This window comes from Marichromatium purpuratum 984 (assembly GCF_000224005.2).
GTDB lineage: Bacteria > Pseudomonadota > Gammaproteobacteria > Chromatiales > Chromatiaceae > Marichromatium > Marichromatium purpuratum.
Genome location: NZ_CP007031.1, coordinates 1,558,531 through 1,576,248, shown reverse-complemented (window position 1 = coordinate 1,576,248; position 17,718 = coordinate 1,558,531). Strand labels below are relative to the sequence as shown.

At 69.8% G+C, this 17,718-nt stretch carries 11 protein-coding genes; 5 read left to right on the top strand and 6 right to left on the bottom strand.

Annotation, left to right across the window (positions count from 1 at the left end; all coding sequences use genetic code 11):
* The first annotated feature begins 9 nt into the window (after positions 1-9).
* Positions 10-1,101, top strand: a complete 1,092-nt coding sequence (locus MARPU_RS07145) for an efflux RND transporter periplasmic adaptor subunit (protein WP_005223795.1) — start codon at positions 10-12, stop codon at positions 1,099-1,101.
* Positions 1,098-4,205, top strand: coding sequence for an efflux RND transporter permease subunit (locus tag MARPU_RS07140; RefSeq protein WP_005223796.1), 3,108 nt, complete (start codon positions 1,098-1,100; stop codon positions 4,203-4,205). Before MARPU_RS07145 ends, MARPU_RS07140 begins: the two co-directional genes overlap by 4 nt.
* Here MARPU_RS07140 and MARPU_RS07135 read toward each other — a convergent pair.
* Positions 4,162-7,629 (bottom strand): EAL domain-containing protein, encoded by a 3,468-nt coding sequence (locus tag MARPU_RS07135; protein ID WP_005223797.1) that lies wholly within the window; start codon positions 7,627-7,629, stop codon positions 4,162-4,164. The genes MARPU_RS07140 and MARPU_RS07135 overlap by 44 nt on opposite strands.
* Before the next feature lie 177 nt (positions 7,630-7,806).
* The gene (gene pgl, locus MARPU_RS07130; RefSeq protein WP_005223798.1) at positions 7,807-8,493 is read right to left on the bottom strand and encodes a 6-phosphogluconolactonase; all 687 of its coding nucleotides are present in this window, start codon (positions 8,491-8,493) and stop codon (positions 7,807-7,809) included.
* A gap of 157 nt (positions 8,494-8,650) precedes the next feature.
* Here pgl and MARPU_RS07125 point away from each other — a divergent pair, with 157 nt between their 5' ends.
* Complete coding sequence (locus MARPU_RS07125; protein WP_005223799.1) at positions 8,651-9,658, top strand: response regulator; 1,008 nt, start codon at positions 8,651-8,653, stop codon at positions 9,656-9,658.
* A 325-nt stretch (positions 9,659-9,983) separates the two neighbouring features.
* Positions 9,984-10,934 carry a serine hydrolase gene (locus tag MARPU_RS07120; protein WP_005223800.1) on the top strand — a complete coding sequence of 317 codons (951 nt, stop codon included), beginning with the start codon at positions 9,984-9,986 and terminating at the stop codon, positions 10,932-10,934.
* Positions 10,935-11,460: 526 nt separating this feature from the next.
* Here MARPU_RS07120 and cysS read toward each other — a convergent pair.
* The 4 genes from cysS to MARPU_RS07100 all read right to left on the bottom strand — a co-directional run bounded on the left by cysS (position 11,461) and on the right by MARPU_RS07100 (position 16,547).
* Positions 11,461-12,849 (bottom strand): cysteine--tRNA ligase, encoded by a 1,389-nt coding sequence (gene cysS, locus MARPU_RS07115; protein WP_005223801.1) that lies wholly within the window; start codon positions 12,847-12,849, stop codon positions 11,461-11,463.
* A gap of 194 nt (positions 12,850-13,043) precedes the next feature.
* Positions 13,044-14,366, bottom strand: coding sequence for an N-acetylmuramoyl-L-alanine amidase (locus MARPU_RS07110; protein ID WP_005223802.1), 1,323 nt, complete (start codon positions 14,364-14,366; stop codon positions 13,044-13,046).
* Between the two features lie 224 nt (positions 14,367-14,590).
* Positions 14,591-15,049 carry a tRNA (adenosine(37)-N6)-threonylcarbamoyltransferase complex ATPase subunit type 1 TsaE gene (tsaE, locus tag MARPU_RS07105; RefSeq protein WP_005223803.1) on the bottom strand — a complete coding sequence of 153 codons (459 nt, stop codon included), beginning with the start codon at positions 15,047-15,049 and terminating at the stop codon, positions 14,591-14,593.
* Entirely contained in the window at positions 15,042-16,547 is a 1,506-nt protein-coding gene (locus MARPU_RS07100; protein ID WP_005223804.1) for a bifunctional ADP-dependent NAD(P)H-hydrate dehydratase/NAD(P)H-hydrate epimerase, read from the bottom strand. Before MARPU_RS07100 ends, tsaE begins: the two co-directional genes overlap by 8 nt.
* Before the next feature lie 84 nt (positions 16,548-16,631).
* Here MARPU_RS07100 and queG point away from each other — a divergent pair, with 84 nt between their 5' ends.
* Complete coding sequence (queG, locus tag MARPU_RS07095; RefSeq protein WP_005223805.1) at positions 16,632-17,714, top strand: tRNA epoxyqueuosine(34) reductase QueG; 1,083 nt, start codon at positions 16,632-16,634, stop codon at positions 17,712-17,714.
* Positions 17,715-17,718: the final 4 nt, after the last annotated feature.

The following is a 17,718-nucleotide window of genomic DNA, read 5'->3' as shown; positions in this document are numbered from 1 at the left end:
ATCGACGTCATGCCCGTACCGCATCGTGCCCCCCCGCCCCGTCCACTGCCGCTGCTGCTGACGCTGCTGTGCGTCGCGCCGCTCCTCGCCGCGGCGCCACCGACCGGGGTGATCGTGGCCACCGCCGCGCAGACCGAACTGGCCGAGCGCGTCGAGGCGCTCGGCACGCTGCGCGCCAACGAGTCGGTGATGATCACCTCCACGGTCACCGAGACCATCGCCGCGCTGCACTTCGACGACGGCCAGCGCGTCGAGCGCGGCGCGCTGCTGGTGGAGCTGACCAGCGCCGAGGAACAGGCGCTGCTCGAGGAGGCGCAGGCGCGCCGCGCCGAGGCCGAGCGCCAGTACCGCCGGGTGAACGCGCTGGTCGCCCAGGACTCAGCCGCCGAGTCGCTGCTCGACGAGCGCCAGCGCGACCTCGAGACCAGCCGCGCGGTGCTGGTGGCGCTCGAGTCGCGGCTGGCCGATCGCGTCATCCGCGCCCCCTTCGCCGGGGTGCTGGGGCTGCGCCAGGTCAGTCCCGGCGCCCTGGTCGAGCCCGGCGACCCGATCACCACCCTCGACGACGACGCCGAGATGAAGCTCGACTTCACCGTGCCCAGCCGCTATCTCGCCGGGCTCACCCCGGGGCTGCGGGTGGAGGCGCGCACCCGCGCCCATGGCGAGCGGGTGTTCGTCGGCGAGGTGCGCGGCGTCGACAGCCGGGTCGACCCGGTGACCCGCGCGGTGCTGGTGCGCGCCATCCTGCCCAACCCCGAGCGGCGGTTGCGCCCGGGGCTGCTGATGCGTCTGGAGCTGCTGTTTGATCCGCACACGGCGGTGGTGGTGCCGGAGGCGGCGCTGCAGCAGCGCGGTCAGCGTCACTTCGTGCTGGTGGTGGTTGAAGACGCCGCCAACGACCGGCTGATCGCCGAGCGGCGCGAGGTCGACATCGGCATCCGCCGTCCCGGCGCAGTCGAGATCCGCGACGGGCTGGCCGTCGGCGAGCGGGTGATCACCGATGGCCACCAGCGGGTGCGGCCCGGCGCCGAGGTGCGGGTGCTCGCCGTCGATACGGGCGATGCGCCGCTGCAGAGGCTGCTCGAGGAGTCGGAGACGTGATCCTCTCCGATCTCGCCGTCACCCGCCCGGTACTGGCCACGGTCTTCGCGCTGCTGCTGGTGGTCTTCGGGCTGGTCTCCTTCGACCGTCTGGCGCTACGTGAATACCCCGACATCGATCCGCCGGTGGTCTCCATCGAGACCGGCTATCCGGGGGCCGCGGCCAACGTCGTCGAGACCCGCATCACCCGGCTGATCGAGGATCGTATCGCCGGGGTCGAGGGCATCCGCACCCTGGAGTCGAGCAGCGAGGACGGGCGCTCGACCATCACCGTCGAGTTCACCACCGATCGCGACATCGACGGCGCGGCCAACGACATCCGCGACCGCGTCTCCGGCGTGCTCGACCAGCTCCCCGACGAGGCCGAGCCGCCCGAGATCCAGAAGGTCGACAGCAACGAAGACGTGATCATGTGGCTCAACCTCACCGCCGAGGGGTTGAGCGTGCCGGCGCTCACCGACTATGCCCGGCGCTATCTGGTCGATCGGCTCTCGGTGCTCGACGGGGTGGCGCGGGTGCGCGTCGGCGGCGCCCAGGTCTATGCCATGCGCATCTGGCTCGACCGCAACGCCCTGGCCGCGCGCGGGCTCACCGTGGCCGATGTCGAGCAGGCGCTGCGCGCCGAGAACCTGGAGCTGCCCGCCGGCAGCATCGAGTCGCGCGACCGTCAGTTCAGCGTGCGCCTGAGCCGCGCCTTCGCCACCGCCGAGGACTTCGCCCGGCTGGTGGTGACGCGCGGCGACGACGGTCATCTGGTGCGCCTCGGCGACATCGCCCGAATCGAGCGCGGCACCGAGGAGGACCGCACGCTGTTTCGCGGCAACGGCGTGGCCATGGTCGGGCTCGGCATCATCAAGCAGTCGACGGCCAACACCCTCGCCGTGGCCGAGCGCGCCAAGGCCGAGATGCGCCGGCTCAACACCAGCCTGCCCGAGGGCATGGTGATCCGTCAGAGCTACGACTCCTCGGTGTTCGTCGCCGAGGCCATCGCCGAGGTCTACAAGACGCTGGCGATCGCCATCGCGCTGGTGGTGCTGGTGATCTATCTGTTTCTCGGCAGCGTGCGCGCGATGCTGGTGCCGGCGGTAACGGTGCCGGTGTCGCTGATCGCCACCTTCACCGTGCTGCTCGCGCTCGGCTTCTCGGTCAACATCCTCACCCTGCTGGCGCTGGTGCTGGCCATCGGGCTGGTGGTCGACGACGCCATCGTGGTGCTCGAGAACATCCACCGCCGTATCGAGGAGTATGGCGAGAGCCCGCTGGTGGCGGCCTATCGCGGCACCCGTCAGGTCGGCTTCGCGGTGATCGCCACCACCCTGGTGCTGATCTCGGTGTTCGTACCCATCGCCTTTCTCGAGGGCGATCTGGGGCGGCTGTTCGGCGAGTTCGCGCTGACCATGGCCGCGGCGGTGGCCTTCTCCTCGCTGGTCGCGCTCACCCTCTCGGCGAGCCTGGCCGCGCAGATCCTGCCCGCGAGCCACCAGCCCGGCGCACTGGCCCGCGCCGTCGACCGCGGCTTCGTCTGGCTGCGCCGCGGCTACGCGCGGCTGCTCGGGGTGCTGCTCGCGCGCGCCTGGGTGGTCGGACTGGCCTTCGCGCTGACCCTCGGCGCCGCCGCCTGGCTACTCGATCAGCTGCCCCAGGAGTACACCCCGAAGGAGGATCGCGGCGCCTTCTTCGTGCTGGTCAATGGTCCCGAGGGCGCCTCCTTCTCCTACATGGAGGAGTACATGGACGAGATCGAACGCCGATTGCTGCCCTATGCCGAGTCGGGCGAGGCGATCCGCGTGCTGGTGCGCGCGCCGCGCGCCTTCGGCACCCTTGAGCGCTACAACTCAGGGATCGTGATCATGGTGCTCGCCGGCTTCGATGCGCGCCGCTCGGGCTGGGCGATCATGGACGAGGTGCGTGCGCGGCTTGCCGACCTGCCCGGGGTGCGCGCCTTCCCGGTGATGCGCCAGGGCTTCGGCGCACGCATCCAGAAGCCGGTGCAGTTCGTCATCGGCGGCGGCACCTACGACGAGCTGGCCGCGTGGCGCGACGCCCTGGTCGAGTCGATCGAGACCGACAACCCCGGCCTGGTCGGGCTCGACTGGGACTACAAGGAGACCAAGCCGCAGCTGCGCGTGGCGATCGACTACGACCGCGCCGCCGACCTCGGGGTGCGTATCGAGACCATCGGGCGCACCCTCGAGACCATGCTCGGCTCGCGTCAGGTCACCACCTATCTCGACGATGGCGAGGAGTACGACGTCATCCTCGAGGGCGAGCGCGACAGCCAGCGCACCCCCGGCAGTCTGGAGAACCTCTATGTGCGCTCGGCTCACGGCGACACCCTGATCCCGCTCTCCAACCTGGTCCAGGTCAGCGAGCAGGCCGACTCCCAGCAGCTCAACCGCTACAACCGCATGCGCGCCATCACCCTCTCGGCCAACCTCGCCCCGGGGGTCTCGCTCGGCGCGGCGCTCGACGCGCTCGATGCCCGCGCCGCAGCGCTGCTGCCCGAACACGCGCGCATCGACTACCGCGGCGAGAGCCGCGACCTGCGCAGCGGCGCGGCGGGCATGGCGCTGGTGTTCGGGCTCGGGGTGCTGGTGGTCTTCCTGGTGCTGGCGGCACAGTTCGAGAGCTGGATCCACCCGCTGGTGATCATGCTCACCGTGCCGCTGGCGATGGCCGGGGCGCTCGGCGGGCTGTGGCTGAGCGGGCAGACGCTCAACATCTACAGCCAGATCGGGCTAATCATGCTGGTCGGGCTGGCGGCCAAGAACGGCATCCTCATCGTCGAGTTCGCCAACCAGCTGCGCGATCAGGGCCATGCGTTCCGCGACGCGCTCACCGAGGCGGCCGACGTGCGCCTGCGCCCGATCGTGATGACCGGCATCACCACCGCCGCCGGCGCCGTGCCGCTGCTGCTCTCGAGCGGCGCCGGGGCCGAGACCCGGGTGGTGATCGGCACGGTGATCCTCGCCGGGGTGATCGCCGCGACCCTGTTCACCCTGTTCGTGGTGCCGGTGGCCTACGACCTGCTCGCCCGGCGCACCGGCTCACCGGCGGCGCTCAGACGCCGTCTGCAACACGAGGCGTCGGCACGAGGCGACTGAGCCAGTCGCGCTCGAGCACCTCGGGCTCGAGCGGGCGGGCGTAGAGAAAGCCCTGCACCTGGTGACAGCCGTGACCGCGCAGGAAGGCCGCCTGTGCTTCGGTCTCGACGCCCTCGGCGATGGTCTCGAGGCCGAGCGCGGCACCCAGGGCGATGGTCGCCTTGACGATCTCGGCATCGCTGGTGTTGTGGGTGACGTCCTTGACGAACTCGCGGTCGATCTTGATCTTGTCGGCGCGCAGGTTGCGCAGATACTGCAACGACGAGAACCCGGTGCCGAAGTCGTCGATGGCGAAGCGCACGCCAATCTCGGAGAGACGGATGATGTCGGCCTGGGTGCGAGCATCGGCCTGGATCAGCACCGTCTCGGTGAACTCCAGCTCCAGCTCCTCGGGCCGCGCCCCGGTGCGCTCGAGCACCGCCAGGATCTGCTCGGCGAAGGCGTCGTCACCGACCTGCTCGGCGCACAGATTGACCGCCACCCGCCCGAAGACCAGCCCGCGCTCGCGCCACGCGCGCGCCTGTCGACACACCGCCTCCAGCACCCAGGCCGAGATCGGGCGGATCATGCCGCGCCGCTCGGCGACCTCGATGAAGGCGCCGGGGTGGAGCAGGCCACGCTCGGGATGGCGCCAGCGCACCAGTGCCTCAACCCCGACCAGCGCGCCGCTGCGCAGATCGACCTGCGGCTGGTAGTGCAGCCACAGCTCCTCGCGCTCGAGCGCGCTGACCAGCTCCGAGGCGAGCTGGATCTCGTGGCGCAGCTGCTCGGTCATCGCTTCTGCGAAGAAGGCATGGGTGCCCCGCCCCGCCTCCTTGGCCTTGTAGAGGGCGACGTCGGCGCGCGCGATCAGGTCGTCGACGTCGAGGTCGTGGCGGTCGGCCACGGCGATGCCGATGCTGGTGTTGGTGCTGATCGCGCAGTCGGCCAAGGCGAAGGTATCGGTGAAGCAGGCCACCACCTTCTCGGCCAGCGCCGCGGCCTCGCCAGGATGCGCGATCGGCACCTGCAGCAGCGCGAACTCGTCGCCGCCGAAGCGGGCGAAGACGTCGCTGGCGCGGACCACCTCGCTGATGCGCCGCGCCACCGCGCACAGCAGCTCGTCGCCGACCGGGTGGCCGAGGCTGTCGTTGACGTCCTTGAAGTGATCGAGATCGAGCATGTGCAGCGCGAAACGCTCGCCCGAGCGCCTGAGCAGCGCCAGCGCCCGGTCCACCTCCTCCTTGAACAGCATCCGGTTGGGCAGCCCGGTGAGCCCGTCGTGGAAGGCTAGGTGCTGGATCTCGGCCTCGACGCGCTTGCGCTCGCTGATGTCGTGGAAGGTCACCACCGCGCCCTCGATCCGCCCCTCGCGCAGGATCGGGGTCGACCAGTACTCGACCGGGAAGTGACTGCCGTCGCCGCGCCAGAACACCGCGTCGCTGACGTGATAGGCGCGGCCCTCGCGCATCGCCCGCAGCATCGGGGTGTCGGTCTCGCTGATCGCACTGCCGTCGGGGTGCGAGTGATGGATCAGGGCGTGGATGGCGCGCCCGGTGAGCTGCTCGGCCGGGATGCCGAGCAGCCGCGCGGCGGCCGGGTTGACGAAGGTCGCGCGCGCCTCGGGGTCGAGTCCGAACACCCCCTCGGTGCTCGAGTCGAGCAGCAGCCGCGCGCGCTCCTCGGCCAGGTGGGTGGCGCGCTCGACCCGGGCGTGCTCCATCACGATCGCCGCCAGGTCGGCGGCCGACTCGATCAGTTCGATGTCCTCGTCGCTGGGCACCGAGACCTCGGTGGCATAGATCGCGAAGGTGCCGAGCACCATCCCGTCCGGGGCGAGGATCGGCTGCGACCAGCAGGCACGCAGCTCGGTGCTCAGCACCAGATCGCGCGCCGAGCGCCAGAAGGGGTGCGACAGCAGATCGGCGACCACGACCCGCCTGCCCTGGCTCACCGCATGGCCGCAGGAACCCACGCCCGGCCCGACGACCAGCCCCTCGGCAGAGCGCCGGAAGTGCTCGGGCAGACCGCGGGCGGCGGCATTGTGAAGCGTCCGGGTCGATGGCTCATAGCGATAGATCGCACACAGGGTCCGTGGCGAGACCCGATCGATATAGTCGATGATCGCCTCCAGCGCCTCCTGCTGGGGGCGGCCACGGGCGAGCAGCTCGAGCACCCGGTTGCGCCCGTCGAGCAGGGTCCGCGAGCGATGGTAGTCGGTGATGTCGTGGGCGACGCTGACGAAGCCGATCACCCGGCCCTGTGCATCGCGCCGGTAGTTCCACTCCACCTGCAGATCGATGACCCGACCCTCGCGGGTGAGGTTGCGGTTGAAATAGGTCGTCGGCGGCGGCTGCAACCGGGCGAAGCGGCGCAGGTCCTCGGCAAGCCTGGTGCGCTCCTCGGTGACGACCAGCTCGGTGGCGTGCATCCCCACCAGCGCATCGCGGCTGTAGCCGAGCAGCCGCGCGGCGGCGGGGTTGACGTAGCGGATCGCGCCGTCGAGATCGATCTCCATGACCGCGTACTGCTGCACCTCGACCAGGGTACGGAATCGTTCCTCGCTCTCGCGCAGCGCGGCCTCGGCGGCGCGCTTGCGATCGAGCATGCGCGCGGCGGCGCGGGCGATCAGCGCCGATTCACGAAAACGCATCCGCACCGGCTCCAGCGCCAGCTCGGGGTCGCTGCCGGCGCGGGCGAAGAAGCGCACGAAGGCGACGACATCGGCGCGGGCGTCGCGCCCGACACGCCATGCCAGCACCAGCACGACGAGCAGGATCAGCCCCAGCCCGACGGCCAGGGTGAGCAGCTTGGCACGCAGATCGGCGCCGACGGCGCGACGACGCTCGGCGACCACCTCCTCGAAGCGATCGAGCAGACAACCGGCGCCGACATACCAGCCCCAGGGCGCGATCGACTCGACATAGCTCAACTTGGGCGCGGTGCGCCAGCCCGGGAAGGACGGCATCAGGTACTCGACGAAACCGCCGCCGGACTGGGCCGTGGCGATCAGCTCGCGCACCACCGGGCGTCCGCTGACATCGGTGACTGTGAGTACGTTGCGCCCGCGCACCGGGCCGAGCAGTGAGATCCCGTCCCAGCGTCCGGCGAACAACATCGCCTCGCCGCCCTGGTTGCGGATCTCCAGCCATTCCAGCACCCGGCGTTGCGCCTCGCGCTCCAGACGCACGGCCTCGGCGCCGCGCGCCGCCTCCACCGCGAGCAGTTGACGCTGATAATGGGCGAAACGCACCGCCTCGCTCACCCGCGCCCGCAACCGAGCGCGGACCTCGTTCAGATGATAGGCATGCAGCGCCTCGGTCTCCTGGCGCAGGGCGTGGAGATCGAACACCGCCACCGCGACCATGCTGAACACGGCGGCAGCGATGGAGACAACGAGGGTCTTGCGAGTCAGGCTCGCGACGAATGAAACGGTACTGGACATGGGTTCGGGCACATCGGCATCGGCCAGCGACGCCGGCGCAGCGACGTCCGCGGAAGAGAACGGCGCCCGATCCCCGGACGCATGTCACACATCAACGGACGTCGCTTCCATGGCGTCACCCGATCAAGTCCTGCATTCTAGCCTCGGCGCGGCAAGCGGAAAACAGCAGCGCCGTCCTCATCCCCAGGCCGCCGCATCGACCAGCACCTCGGCCCCGGCGGCCTCGGCCACCCGCGCCACCGGCAGGCTCGCCCCGGCGCGCCAGCGCGCCAGCGCCTTGCGCTTGCCTGCACCGCTGACCAGCACCAGCGCCTCGCGCCCGGCGGCCAGCGCGCCCGGGGTCAGACTGACTCGGTCGGCAGGCGGTTTGGGGGCGTGATAGACCGCCATCGTCAACGCCTCGCCCTCGGGCATGGCGTGTCCGGGGAACAGGCTCGCGGTGTGACCGTCCTCGCCCATGCCCAGCAACACCAGATCGAACGGCAGCAAGGGTGCGATCAGCTCGGCGTAACGACGCGCCGCCGGCTCGGCACCGAGTTCGGCGGGGATCGGCAAGTGGTTGCTCGGCGGCAGAGCGACCGGGTCGAGCCAGGCGGCGGCGATCGCATGGCTGTTGCGCTCCGGATCGGCGGCGGGGAGACAGCGCTCGTCGCCGTGCAACACCAGCCAGCGCGACCAATCGCTGCGCGCGCGCGCCAGCCGCGCATAGACCTGCAACGGGGTCCGCCCACCGGCGGCCACCAACACGAAGCGTCCGCGCGCGGCGATCGCCCGCCGCGCCGTCTCCAGAACGCGCGCGGCGACGACCTCGGCCAACGTCTCTGGCGTCTCGTGCAGCTGGAATCCGACACCGGTGACAGACATGCTAGGATCTCCTCCAGTCATTACACTAAAGCGGATGGGGGCGCGGGCGCGGCGCGCCAAGCCCGCACCGCGCGGCTCGACACCCGCCGGCACGCGCCAACAGAGCATACTCGCACGCCACCCCGCCCGAGGGACGGGGCTTCTCGCGGAGGATTGGATGAAGATACTGCTGGTCGATGACTCCAGGTCGGCGCGCTATGCGCTGCGGCTCCAGCTCCAACGCCACGATGTCGAGGTCGAGACCGCCGATTCGGCCGAGGCCGCCTTCGAGATCCTCGAGCGCGAGCTGCCCGACGCCATCCTGATGGATCACATGATGCCCGGGCTCAACGGCTTCGAGGCGCTCGAGGTGCTCAAGCAGAACCCGCGCACCGCCGCGATCCCGGTGGTGATGTGCTCCTCGCACGAAGAGGCCGACTTCGTCGAGACCGCGCGACGCAAGGGCGTGCTCGGGGTGCTGCCCAAGTCGGTCGCCCCGGAGCGCCTGCCCGAGATCCTCGAGGAGTTGCGCACGGTCCTCGCCCAGCCGGCGGCCACCGTGCCCGCGCCCACCACGACGGAAGCGGCACCGGCGCCGGCCACACCGCCGCCCGCGCCCGCGCCCGCCAGCGCACCGGCCATCGACATGGCCGAACTCGACGCCCGCGTCTCCGCGCAGATCACCCGCACCCTCACCCCGCTGCTCGAAGACCTGCGGCGCGATCTCAGCGAGCAGCTGCGCGCCGAGGTTCGCCAGCAGCTCGACGCCCGGCGGGACATCTCCGAGGCCGAGCTGCAGGCGCAGATCCGCGCCGCCCTGCCCGACCTGCTGCCGGATCTGCTGCGCATCGAACTCGAGGGCGAGCGCGCCCGGATCGAGGAGATGATCGACGCCAGCCATCCCCAGCCCGAAGCGCTCTCGAGCCTGGTCGAGCAGGCACTGCGGGCGCATCTCGACCCGCTGGCCGAGCGCACCGCCCGCGAGGCGCTGGTCGCCGCCCGGCGCGCGGTCCAGGAGCAGAGCGAGACGATCGCCACCCAGACCCATTCCGAGGTCGCCGAGGGCCTCACTGCACTGCAGGCGCAACTCAAGGTGGTGCGGTTGTGGGTGCTCTTCGCCGCACTCGTCGGCATCGCCGCCGCCACCGTGGTCTGGCTGCTGCTCGGCGGTCTGGCTGCAGGATAAGCGGCGCACGCCCTCGCCTCGTCCCGCCTCGAGATATCAAGCCGCTTCAAGTTACGCGCTGATGACATTGAGACATCAGCGCTTTTCTTATGCACACGCCTTGTCATTTCGATGTTGCCCGCCTATCCTTTTGCGGGTTCGTCACGACCCGTGACGAGTGCGATCATCACGACACCCGCCGGCGCCACGCCTCGCGCCGCCGGTACGCACGGCCCCCTCCATGCTCGACGCTCGCCGCCAGCGAGGAAGGCGTGGCCCGGTGAAACACACGCGGCCGCGCCCCGCCGACCGCGTCATGCAGTTCTTGCCTCGGAGGGTTCGAGTTATGTATGAGTTCGCGGACGGCATCGAGCAGCCGGCTGCCGACGACAACGGCTTCTTCCTCGATCGTCGCAACTTCCTCGCCGCGCTCGCCGCCACCTCAGCCGGCCTGCTCGGCGGCAGTCCCAGCTTCGTCGAGGCCGCCGCGCGCGATCACTCGCTCAACCACCAGGTCAACGACCTGGTGCAACGGCTGCGCCGCAAAGGCGTCGTGCGCTCCAACGAGCAGACCTCCTGGTCGGTCTACGACTTCAGTACCGGCAAAAAGCTGGTGGCGATCAACGAGGACGTGCAGCGCCAGGCGGCGAGCATGATCAAGCCCTTCGTCGCCCAGGCCTACTTCTATCAGGCCACCCATTCGAGACGGGTGCGCTACAACGACGACGTGCGCCATCACATGGAGCGGATGATCCAGCGCAGCAGCAACAGCGCCACCAACTGGCTGATCGATCGGGTCAGCGCCAACCGGGGGCGACGCGGCCCGCGCGACGTCGAGGCCGAACTCAAGCAACACGCCCCCGGCATCTTCCGCCAGACCCGCATCATCGAGAAGATCCCACCGGGCGGCGGCACCTACGCCAACAAGGCCTCGGCGCACGACTACAGCCGCTTCCTCTACGCCATCTGGAACGACCGCCTGCCCTACAGCGCCGAGCTGCGACGGCTGATGTGCCTGCCCAACAATGACCGCATCGTCACCCGCGTCTCGGCCATCTCGCACCCGCTACAGGTGTGCGACAAGACCGGCTCGACGGCCAAGCTGTGCGGCAACATGGGCATCATCGAGGCGCGCGACCGGCGCGGGCGCAAGCACGCCTACACCATGATCGGCATCATCGAACGTCCCACCCGGGCACAGAACTACACTCAGTGGATTCGCAGCCGCGGCGACGTCATCCGCCAGGTCTCCAACCTCGTCTACCTGCACATGAAGGACCGTCACGGATTGGTGTAGGCGGGACGCGGCCGGGTCCAGTCGCCAGCCGCCAGTCGCCAGTCGCCAGTCGCCAGTCGCCAGTCGCCAGTCGCCAGTCGCCAGTCGCCAGTCGCCAGTCGGGTTGAACCGCAAAGGCGCGGAGGACGCAAAGGGATGCGGGAGGGGCGTCGTCGGTTGGATGAGCGGTGCCTCTATTTTGGGTTGCCGAAGGCAACCCAATCGACGTGCTCGGGAGGATGGGCCTTCAGCTTCCAGCCGTCAGTCGTCCAAACAGCTTGAACCGCTAAGATACCGTCTTGCCCGTCAATCGCCGATCATGCACACCAGCCTCCCCGACTGGAGGCTGGAAGCTGATCGCTGGAAGCTGGTTCGAACCGCAAAGGCGCGGAGGACGCGAAGGAATGCAGGGGTTCGGCGGCGTCGGTTGGATGAGCCGTCCATTGATTGGGTTGCCGAGGGCAACCCAATCAATGGACTGATCTCCCCTTCGCGTCCTTCGCGCCTTGGCGGTTCAATCACCCTGACGCCTGACGGCAGACGACACTCAACCGCGCCGCCAGGTGGTGCCCTGGGCGCCGTCCTCGAGGACGATGCCGGCCTCGGTGAGAGCGTCGCGCAGCCGGTCGGCCTCGGCCCAGTCGCGCGCGGCGCGCGCGGCCTGACGCTGGGCGATCATCGACTCGATGGCGGCATCGTCGAGCCCGTCGGTGCCGCCGTCGCCGCCGCGCAGATAGCGCTCGGGGTCGTCCTGGAGGATACCGATCACGCCGCCGAGACGGCGCAGCTCGGCGCCGAGCGCGGCGGCCTGCTCCGGCTCACCGGCATCGCGCGCGCGGTTGACCTCACGCGCCAGCTCGAAGAGCACCGCCAGCGCCTCGGGGGTGTTGAAGTCGTCGTCCATCGCCGCAGTGAAGCGGGTGGCGAACGCGCTCTCGGCCGGGGCCTCGGCCTCGGGCAGGCCGCGCAGCGCGGTGTAGAGCCGAGTGAGCGCGCCGCGCGCCGACTGCAGCTGCTCGTCGGCGTAGTTGAGCGGGCTGCGGTAGTGGCTGGTGAGGATGAAGTAGCGGATCTCCTCGGCCCGGAAGCGCTCGAGCACCTCGCGCACGGTGAAGAAGTTGCCGAGCGACTTCGACATCTTCTCCTCGTTGATGCGCACGAAGCCGTTGTGCATCCATACCTCGGCGAAGGGTTCGCCGGTGGCCCCTTCGGACTGGGCGATCTCGTTCTCGTGGTGGGGGAACTGCAGGTCGGCCCCGCCGCCGTGGATGTCGAAGTGGTTGCCGAGGCAGCAGGTGCTCATCGCCGAGCACTCGATGTGCCAGCCCGGACGCCCCTCGCCCCAGGGCGAGGACCAGCTCGGCTCGCCGGGCTTGGCACCCTTCCACAGTGCGAAGTCGAGCGGGTCGCGCTTGGCCTCGTCGACCTCGACCCGGGCACCGGCGCGCAGGTCCTGCGGATCCTTGCCCGAGAGCTTGCCGTAGCCGGGGAAGCGCGAGACGGCGTAGTACACATCGCCGTTGTCGGCGGCATAGGCCAGCCCCTTGTCGATCAGGGTGGCGACCATCGTCTGGATCTCGTCGATGTGCGCGGTGGCGCGCGGCTCGCTGGTCGGCGCCAGCACGCCGAGCGCGGCGGCGTCCTCGTGCATCGCGGCGATGAAGCGCTCGGTCAGCGCGGCGCAGGACTCACCGTTCTCGGCGGCGCGACGGATGATCTTGTCGTCGATGTCGGTGATGTTGCGCACATAGGTCACCTCGTAGCCGAGCGCGCGCAGATAGCGATAGACCACATCGAACACCACCATCACCCGGGCATGGCCGAGATGGCAGTAGTCGTAGACGGTCATGCCGCACACATACATGCGCACCTTGCCGGGCTCGAGCGGCTGGAAGGGGGTCTTCTGGCGGGTCAGGCTGTTGTGGATCTGTAGCATCGGGGTGACTTGGACTTCTCGCATTCCCGCGCGCGGCGCACGGACCAAAGCGTCAATGGTAGCAAAGGCCGGACGCGAAGGGAGAGAGGGCGCCGTTTTCGGCCCCCAGCCTCCAGTGGGCGCCCTGCCCTCAACGTCTCGGCCAAGGGCAAGCCACCAACCGGCGGCTGATCGCGCTCTGGCAGCCAGCGGGCTTACGACCCCTCGGGGATGGCGAGCACCTGGCCGACGCGGATGGTGTCGTCGGTCAGGCCGTTCTCGGCGCGCAGCGAGGAGAGGCTGACGCGATAGCGCTGGGCGATCTCGGAGAGGGTATCGCCCTGGTGGGTGACGTGACGACGCGGGGTCGCGCGCCCGTTGGCCGCTTGCAGCAGCGCGCCCTGCGGCGGGTACTTACGGAAATAGGCCTTGATCCCGGCGAGGATGGCGCGTGCCAACCGCTCCTGGTGGGCCGGATCGCTCAGTCGACGCTCCTCCTCGGCATTGGTGATGAAGGCGGTCTCGACCAGCATCGAGGGGATGTCCGGCGATTTGAGTACCGCGAACCCGGCACGTTGGACCCGACGCTTGTGCAGATCCCCAACCTCGCCGAGATGCGAGAGCACCGCGCCGGCGGCCTCGGTGCTGTGCTCAATGGTGGCGTTCTGGGTCATGTCGATGAGCACGCTGGCGAGCAGGTCGTCGCTGTCGGCGATGTTGACCCCACCGATGAGGTCGGCGGCGTTCTCGCGGTTGGCCAGCCAGCGCGCCGCCTCACTGCTCGCGCCGTTGAACGACAGGGTATAGACCGAAGAGCCGTGGGCGCGATCGTTGGTGAAGGCGTCGGCATGGATGGAGATGAACAGATCGGCCTTGTGCTTGCGTGCCTTCTCGATGCGCTGGCGCAACCGGACGTAGTAGTCCCCGTCGCGGATCATCAGCGCTCGCATGCCCGGCTCGCGCTCGACCAACGCGGCGAGCTTGCGGGCGATCGCCAGGGTGACGTCCTTCTCGTAGGTGCCGCGCTTGCCGATGGCGCCGGGATCGGCCCCGCCGTGACCGGCGTCGATGGCGATCAGCACCTCGGGGTGTGAAGGCGATCGAGCGCGACCGGCCACCACCCTGGAATGGGGCGCGGCGCTGGCCGTCCGCGGCAGCAGATCGATCACCAGGCGGTGTTTGTCGTGACGACGATCCGGCGGCAGGCTGAAGCTCTTGACCCGTACCGGACACTTGAGGTCGAAGACGATACGCAGATCGGTCTTGTCGCGAACACCACTGCGCAGCCCGACCAGCGCCGGATCATTGCCGCGCGGTCGCGGCAACGAGGCGCCCAGCCGGGCGTCGCTGAGATCGACGACGACCCGGTCCGGGCCCTCGAGGGTGAAGATCTTGTGGGAGAGCGCGGCCCGGGTGTCGAGCACCACCCGAGTCCGGCCGTCCTCGACACCGACGCGCGCACCCTCGACCGTGACCTGCGCGGCGAGTGCGGGCAGGGCCAGGAGAGCGCAGAGCAGGAGAGTGAAAACCCGTTTCACGTCGCAGCCTCGGGATCGCCGGGGGCGCCGACGACCGATGTTCTCGGGGGTGGCACGGTCGCGCAGCGGCGATGAACTACCCCGGTGATTTGACGATTCGTTGTTTTTAAGATAGCAGCTTCACCCAGAGTATTCCAAGAAAAAACCTGGGATTAGACTTGCTTCCTGAATTCCTTTGGAACGAAATGTATCGCTTACGCAACAAGGCATTGCGATCTCGGAACTCAGCGCTCATAGAGCGCTCTGGCCAACGCCAGACCCACCTCGGTGGTCGCCACCGGGCGCAGGATGCGCCCATCGGTGCGATGCTCGAGCCGGAGCTGCAGATCCGGTGGTGGCAACGCGCCATCACCGCACTCCGGCCACTCGATCACCCAGATCGCCGGGGTATCGAGCAGATCGCGCAGACCGAGATACTCCAGCTCCTCGGGGTCGGCCAGGCGATAGAGGTCGAGATGGTAGAGCTGGGTGGTGGCGAGCGCATAGGGCTCGATCAGGGTATAGGTCGGGCTGCGCACCGCGCCCTGATGGCCGAGCGCGCGCAGCAGCCCACGGGTCAGGGTGGTCTTGCCGCAGCCGAGATCGCCCTGCAGATAGAGCACGAAGGGCGCTCGCATGCGCTCGGCCAGCCGCGCCCCGAGCGCGAGTTGGGCCGCCTCACCGGCGATATGGATCTCATGCATGATGATTCTCTCTCCCGTCGGCCAGGGCGCGCACCGCCTCGATGATGTCCCCGGCGATCATTCCCCGCTCACCCGCGCGCGCCGCCCGATCACCGGCGGCGGCATGCAGACAGACCCCGGCACGCGCAGCCTCCCCCGCATCCATCCCCTGCCCGATCAGCGCGGCGACGACCCCGGTGAGCACATCTCCGGCACCGGCGGTCGCCATCCCCGGATTACCGTCGCTGCAGACCGCTGGCGGTGTCTCGTCCGCACCGCCGACCAGCGTGCCGGCGCCCTTGAGCACCAGGACACCGCCATACTTTTGACGCAAGGCCGCGAGTGCGGCGAAACGATCGGCCTCGACCGCGGCGGTCCCACAGCCGAGCAACCGCCCCGCCTCGCCCGGATGCGGCGTCAGCACCCAGTCATCGCGCCGCAGCGGCTGCTCGGCGAGCAGGTTGAGCGCGTCGGCATCGACCACCAGCGGCAACCGGCACTCGAGCACCCGCTGCCACAGCCCGCGCCCCCACGCATCCCGCCCGAGCCCGGGACCGATGGCCACCAGATCGGCACGCGCGAGCAGTGATCCGAGATCGCCGCCGTGCTCGACCCCACGCACCATCAGCTCCGGGCGGGTGAGGTTGAGCAGCGCGGCATGCGTCGGATGGGTGGCGATCGTCACCAACCCGGCCCCGGCACGCAGCGCCGCCTCGCCGGCAAGGCGTGCCGCGCCGGACATCCCCGGGGCGCCACCGATCACCAGCACATGACCACACTGGCCCTTGTGCGCATCGCGCCGCCGCACCCCCAGACAGGCACACTGGCTGGCCCAGTCGATGCGTCGCGCACTGACCGGCGCCGCCGTCAGCAGCCCCTCCGCCACCCCGAGCGAGTCCCAGTGGAGCCGGCCACAGCAGCCGGGACCAACCCCGGTCAGCAGCCCCTGCTTGAGCACGATGAAGCTGATGGTCGCGCTGGCCCGCACCACCTCGCCGAGCACGGCGCCCCGGTCGGCGTGCAAACCGGTGGGGAGATCGAGCGCGAGAACCGGCGCCGGGTGGGCATTGAGCGCACGCACCGCCTCGGCCCAGTGCTCGCGCAACGGACGCTCGAGCCCGATGCCGAGCAGGGCGTCGACCAGCAGCTCGGCGTCCTCGGGAAGGCCACCGCGCCAGGGCTCGATCGCCCCGCCGACCGCCCGCCAGTCGCGGCAGGCCTCGGCGGCCTCGTGCCGCAGCCGCTCCGGCGCGACCAGGCTCAACACCCGAACCTCGCGCCCGGCCCGGCGCAACAGCCGCGCCAGCGCATAGCCGTCACCCCCGTTGTTGCCGCCGCCAACGAGCACGCAGATCCGGCGTGCCTGCGGCCAGCGTGCGGCCACCAGTCGCTGCGCCGCGCGTGCGGCGCGCTCCATCAGCTCACGACCGCTCAGCTCGGGCTGGAGACAGGCGGCGCGGTCGAGCGCGCGGGCCTGATCGGCGCGGTAGAGTGCGTGCGGCAGCGATGGCTGGTTCATGACGGTCTGGACATGGATTGGGATCGGCGTGGCGACCCCGATTCTAGGGGGAATGGACGAGACAGGCGAGCACCGGAGCAGACGATGAGGCGCGCGCTCGATCCGCACGAGGCGCTCGAACTGGCGACCCGGATCAAGGGTTGGGGGATGGCGCTCGGCTTTCAGCAGGTCGGCATCACCGAGACCGGACTGCAACGCGCCGAGCAGCGCCTGCTCGACTGGCTCGACGCCGGCCATCACGGCGAGATGGACTACATGGCCCGTCATGGTCGTCGGCGCGCTCGTCCCGCCGAGCTGGTGCCGGGGACGCTGCGCATCGTCTCGGTACGCATGGACTACCACCCCGAGCCACGAGAGGATCCGGCGACGCTCAGCGACCCGGCGCGCGCCTTCGTCTCGCGCTATGCACTCGGGCGCGACTACCACAAGCTGATCCGTCGTCGACTGCAGCGCTTCGCCGACCGGATCACCGAGACGATCGGCCCCTTCGGCTATCGCGCCTTCGTCGACTCGGCGCCGGTGATGGAGAAGCCGCTCGCCGAGCAGGCGGGCCTGGGCTGGATCGGCAAGCACACCAACCTGATCAACCCACGTGCCGGCTCCTGGTTCTTTCTCGGCGAGCTGTTCACCGACCTGCCGCTCCCGCTCGATACACCGCTGCGCTCACACTGCGGGCACTGCTCGGCCTGTCTCGAGGTCTGCCCCACCGCGGCGATCATCGCGCCCTATCGGCTCGACGCCCGGCGCTGCATCTCCTATCTCACCATCGAGCACCCGGGCCCGATCCCGCTGGCGCTGCGCCCGGCACTCGGCAACCGCATCTACGGCTGCGACGACTGTCAGCAGGTCTGCCCCTGGAACCGTTTCGCCCGCGCCACCGCCGAGACCGATTTCCTGCCCCGCCAGGGACTCGATCGCGCCACCCTCATCACCCTGATCGGCTGGGACGAGCCGACCTTTCTGGAACGGACCTCGGGGTCCGCGATCAGGCGCATCGGTCATGGTCGCTGGCTGCGCAACCTCGCCGTTGCACTCGGCAACGCCGCCCCGTCGCCGGCGGCGCTCACTGCGCTCACACGCTGGCGCGACCACCCTGACCCCATGGTTCGCGAGCATATCGACTGGGCCTTGGCGCGCCAGCGTGAGCACAGCGCGCGTGACGGATAACGAT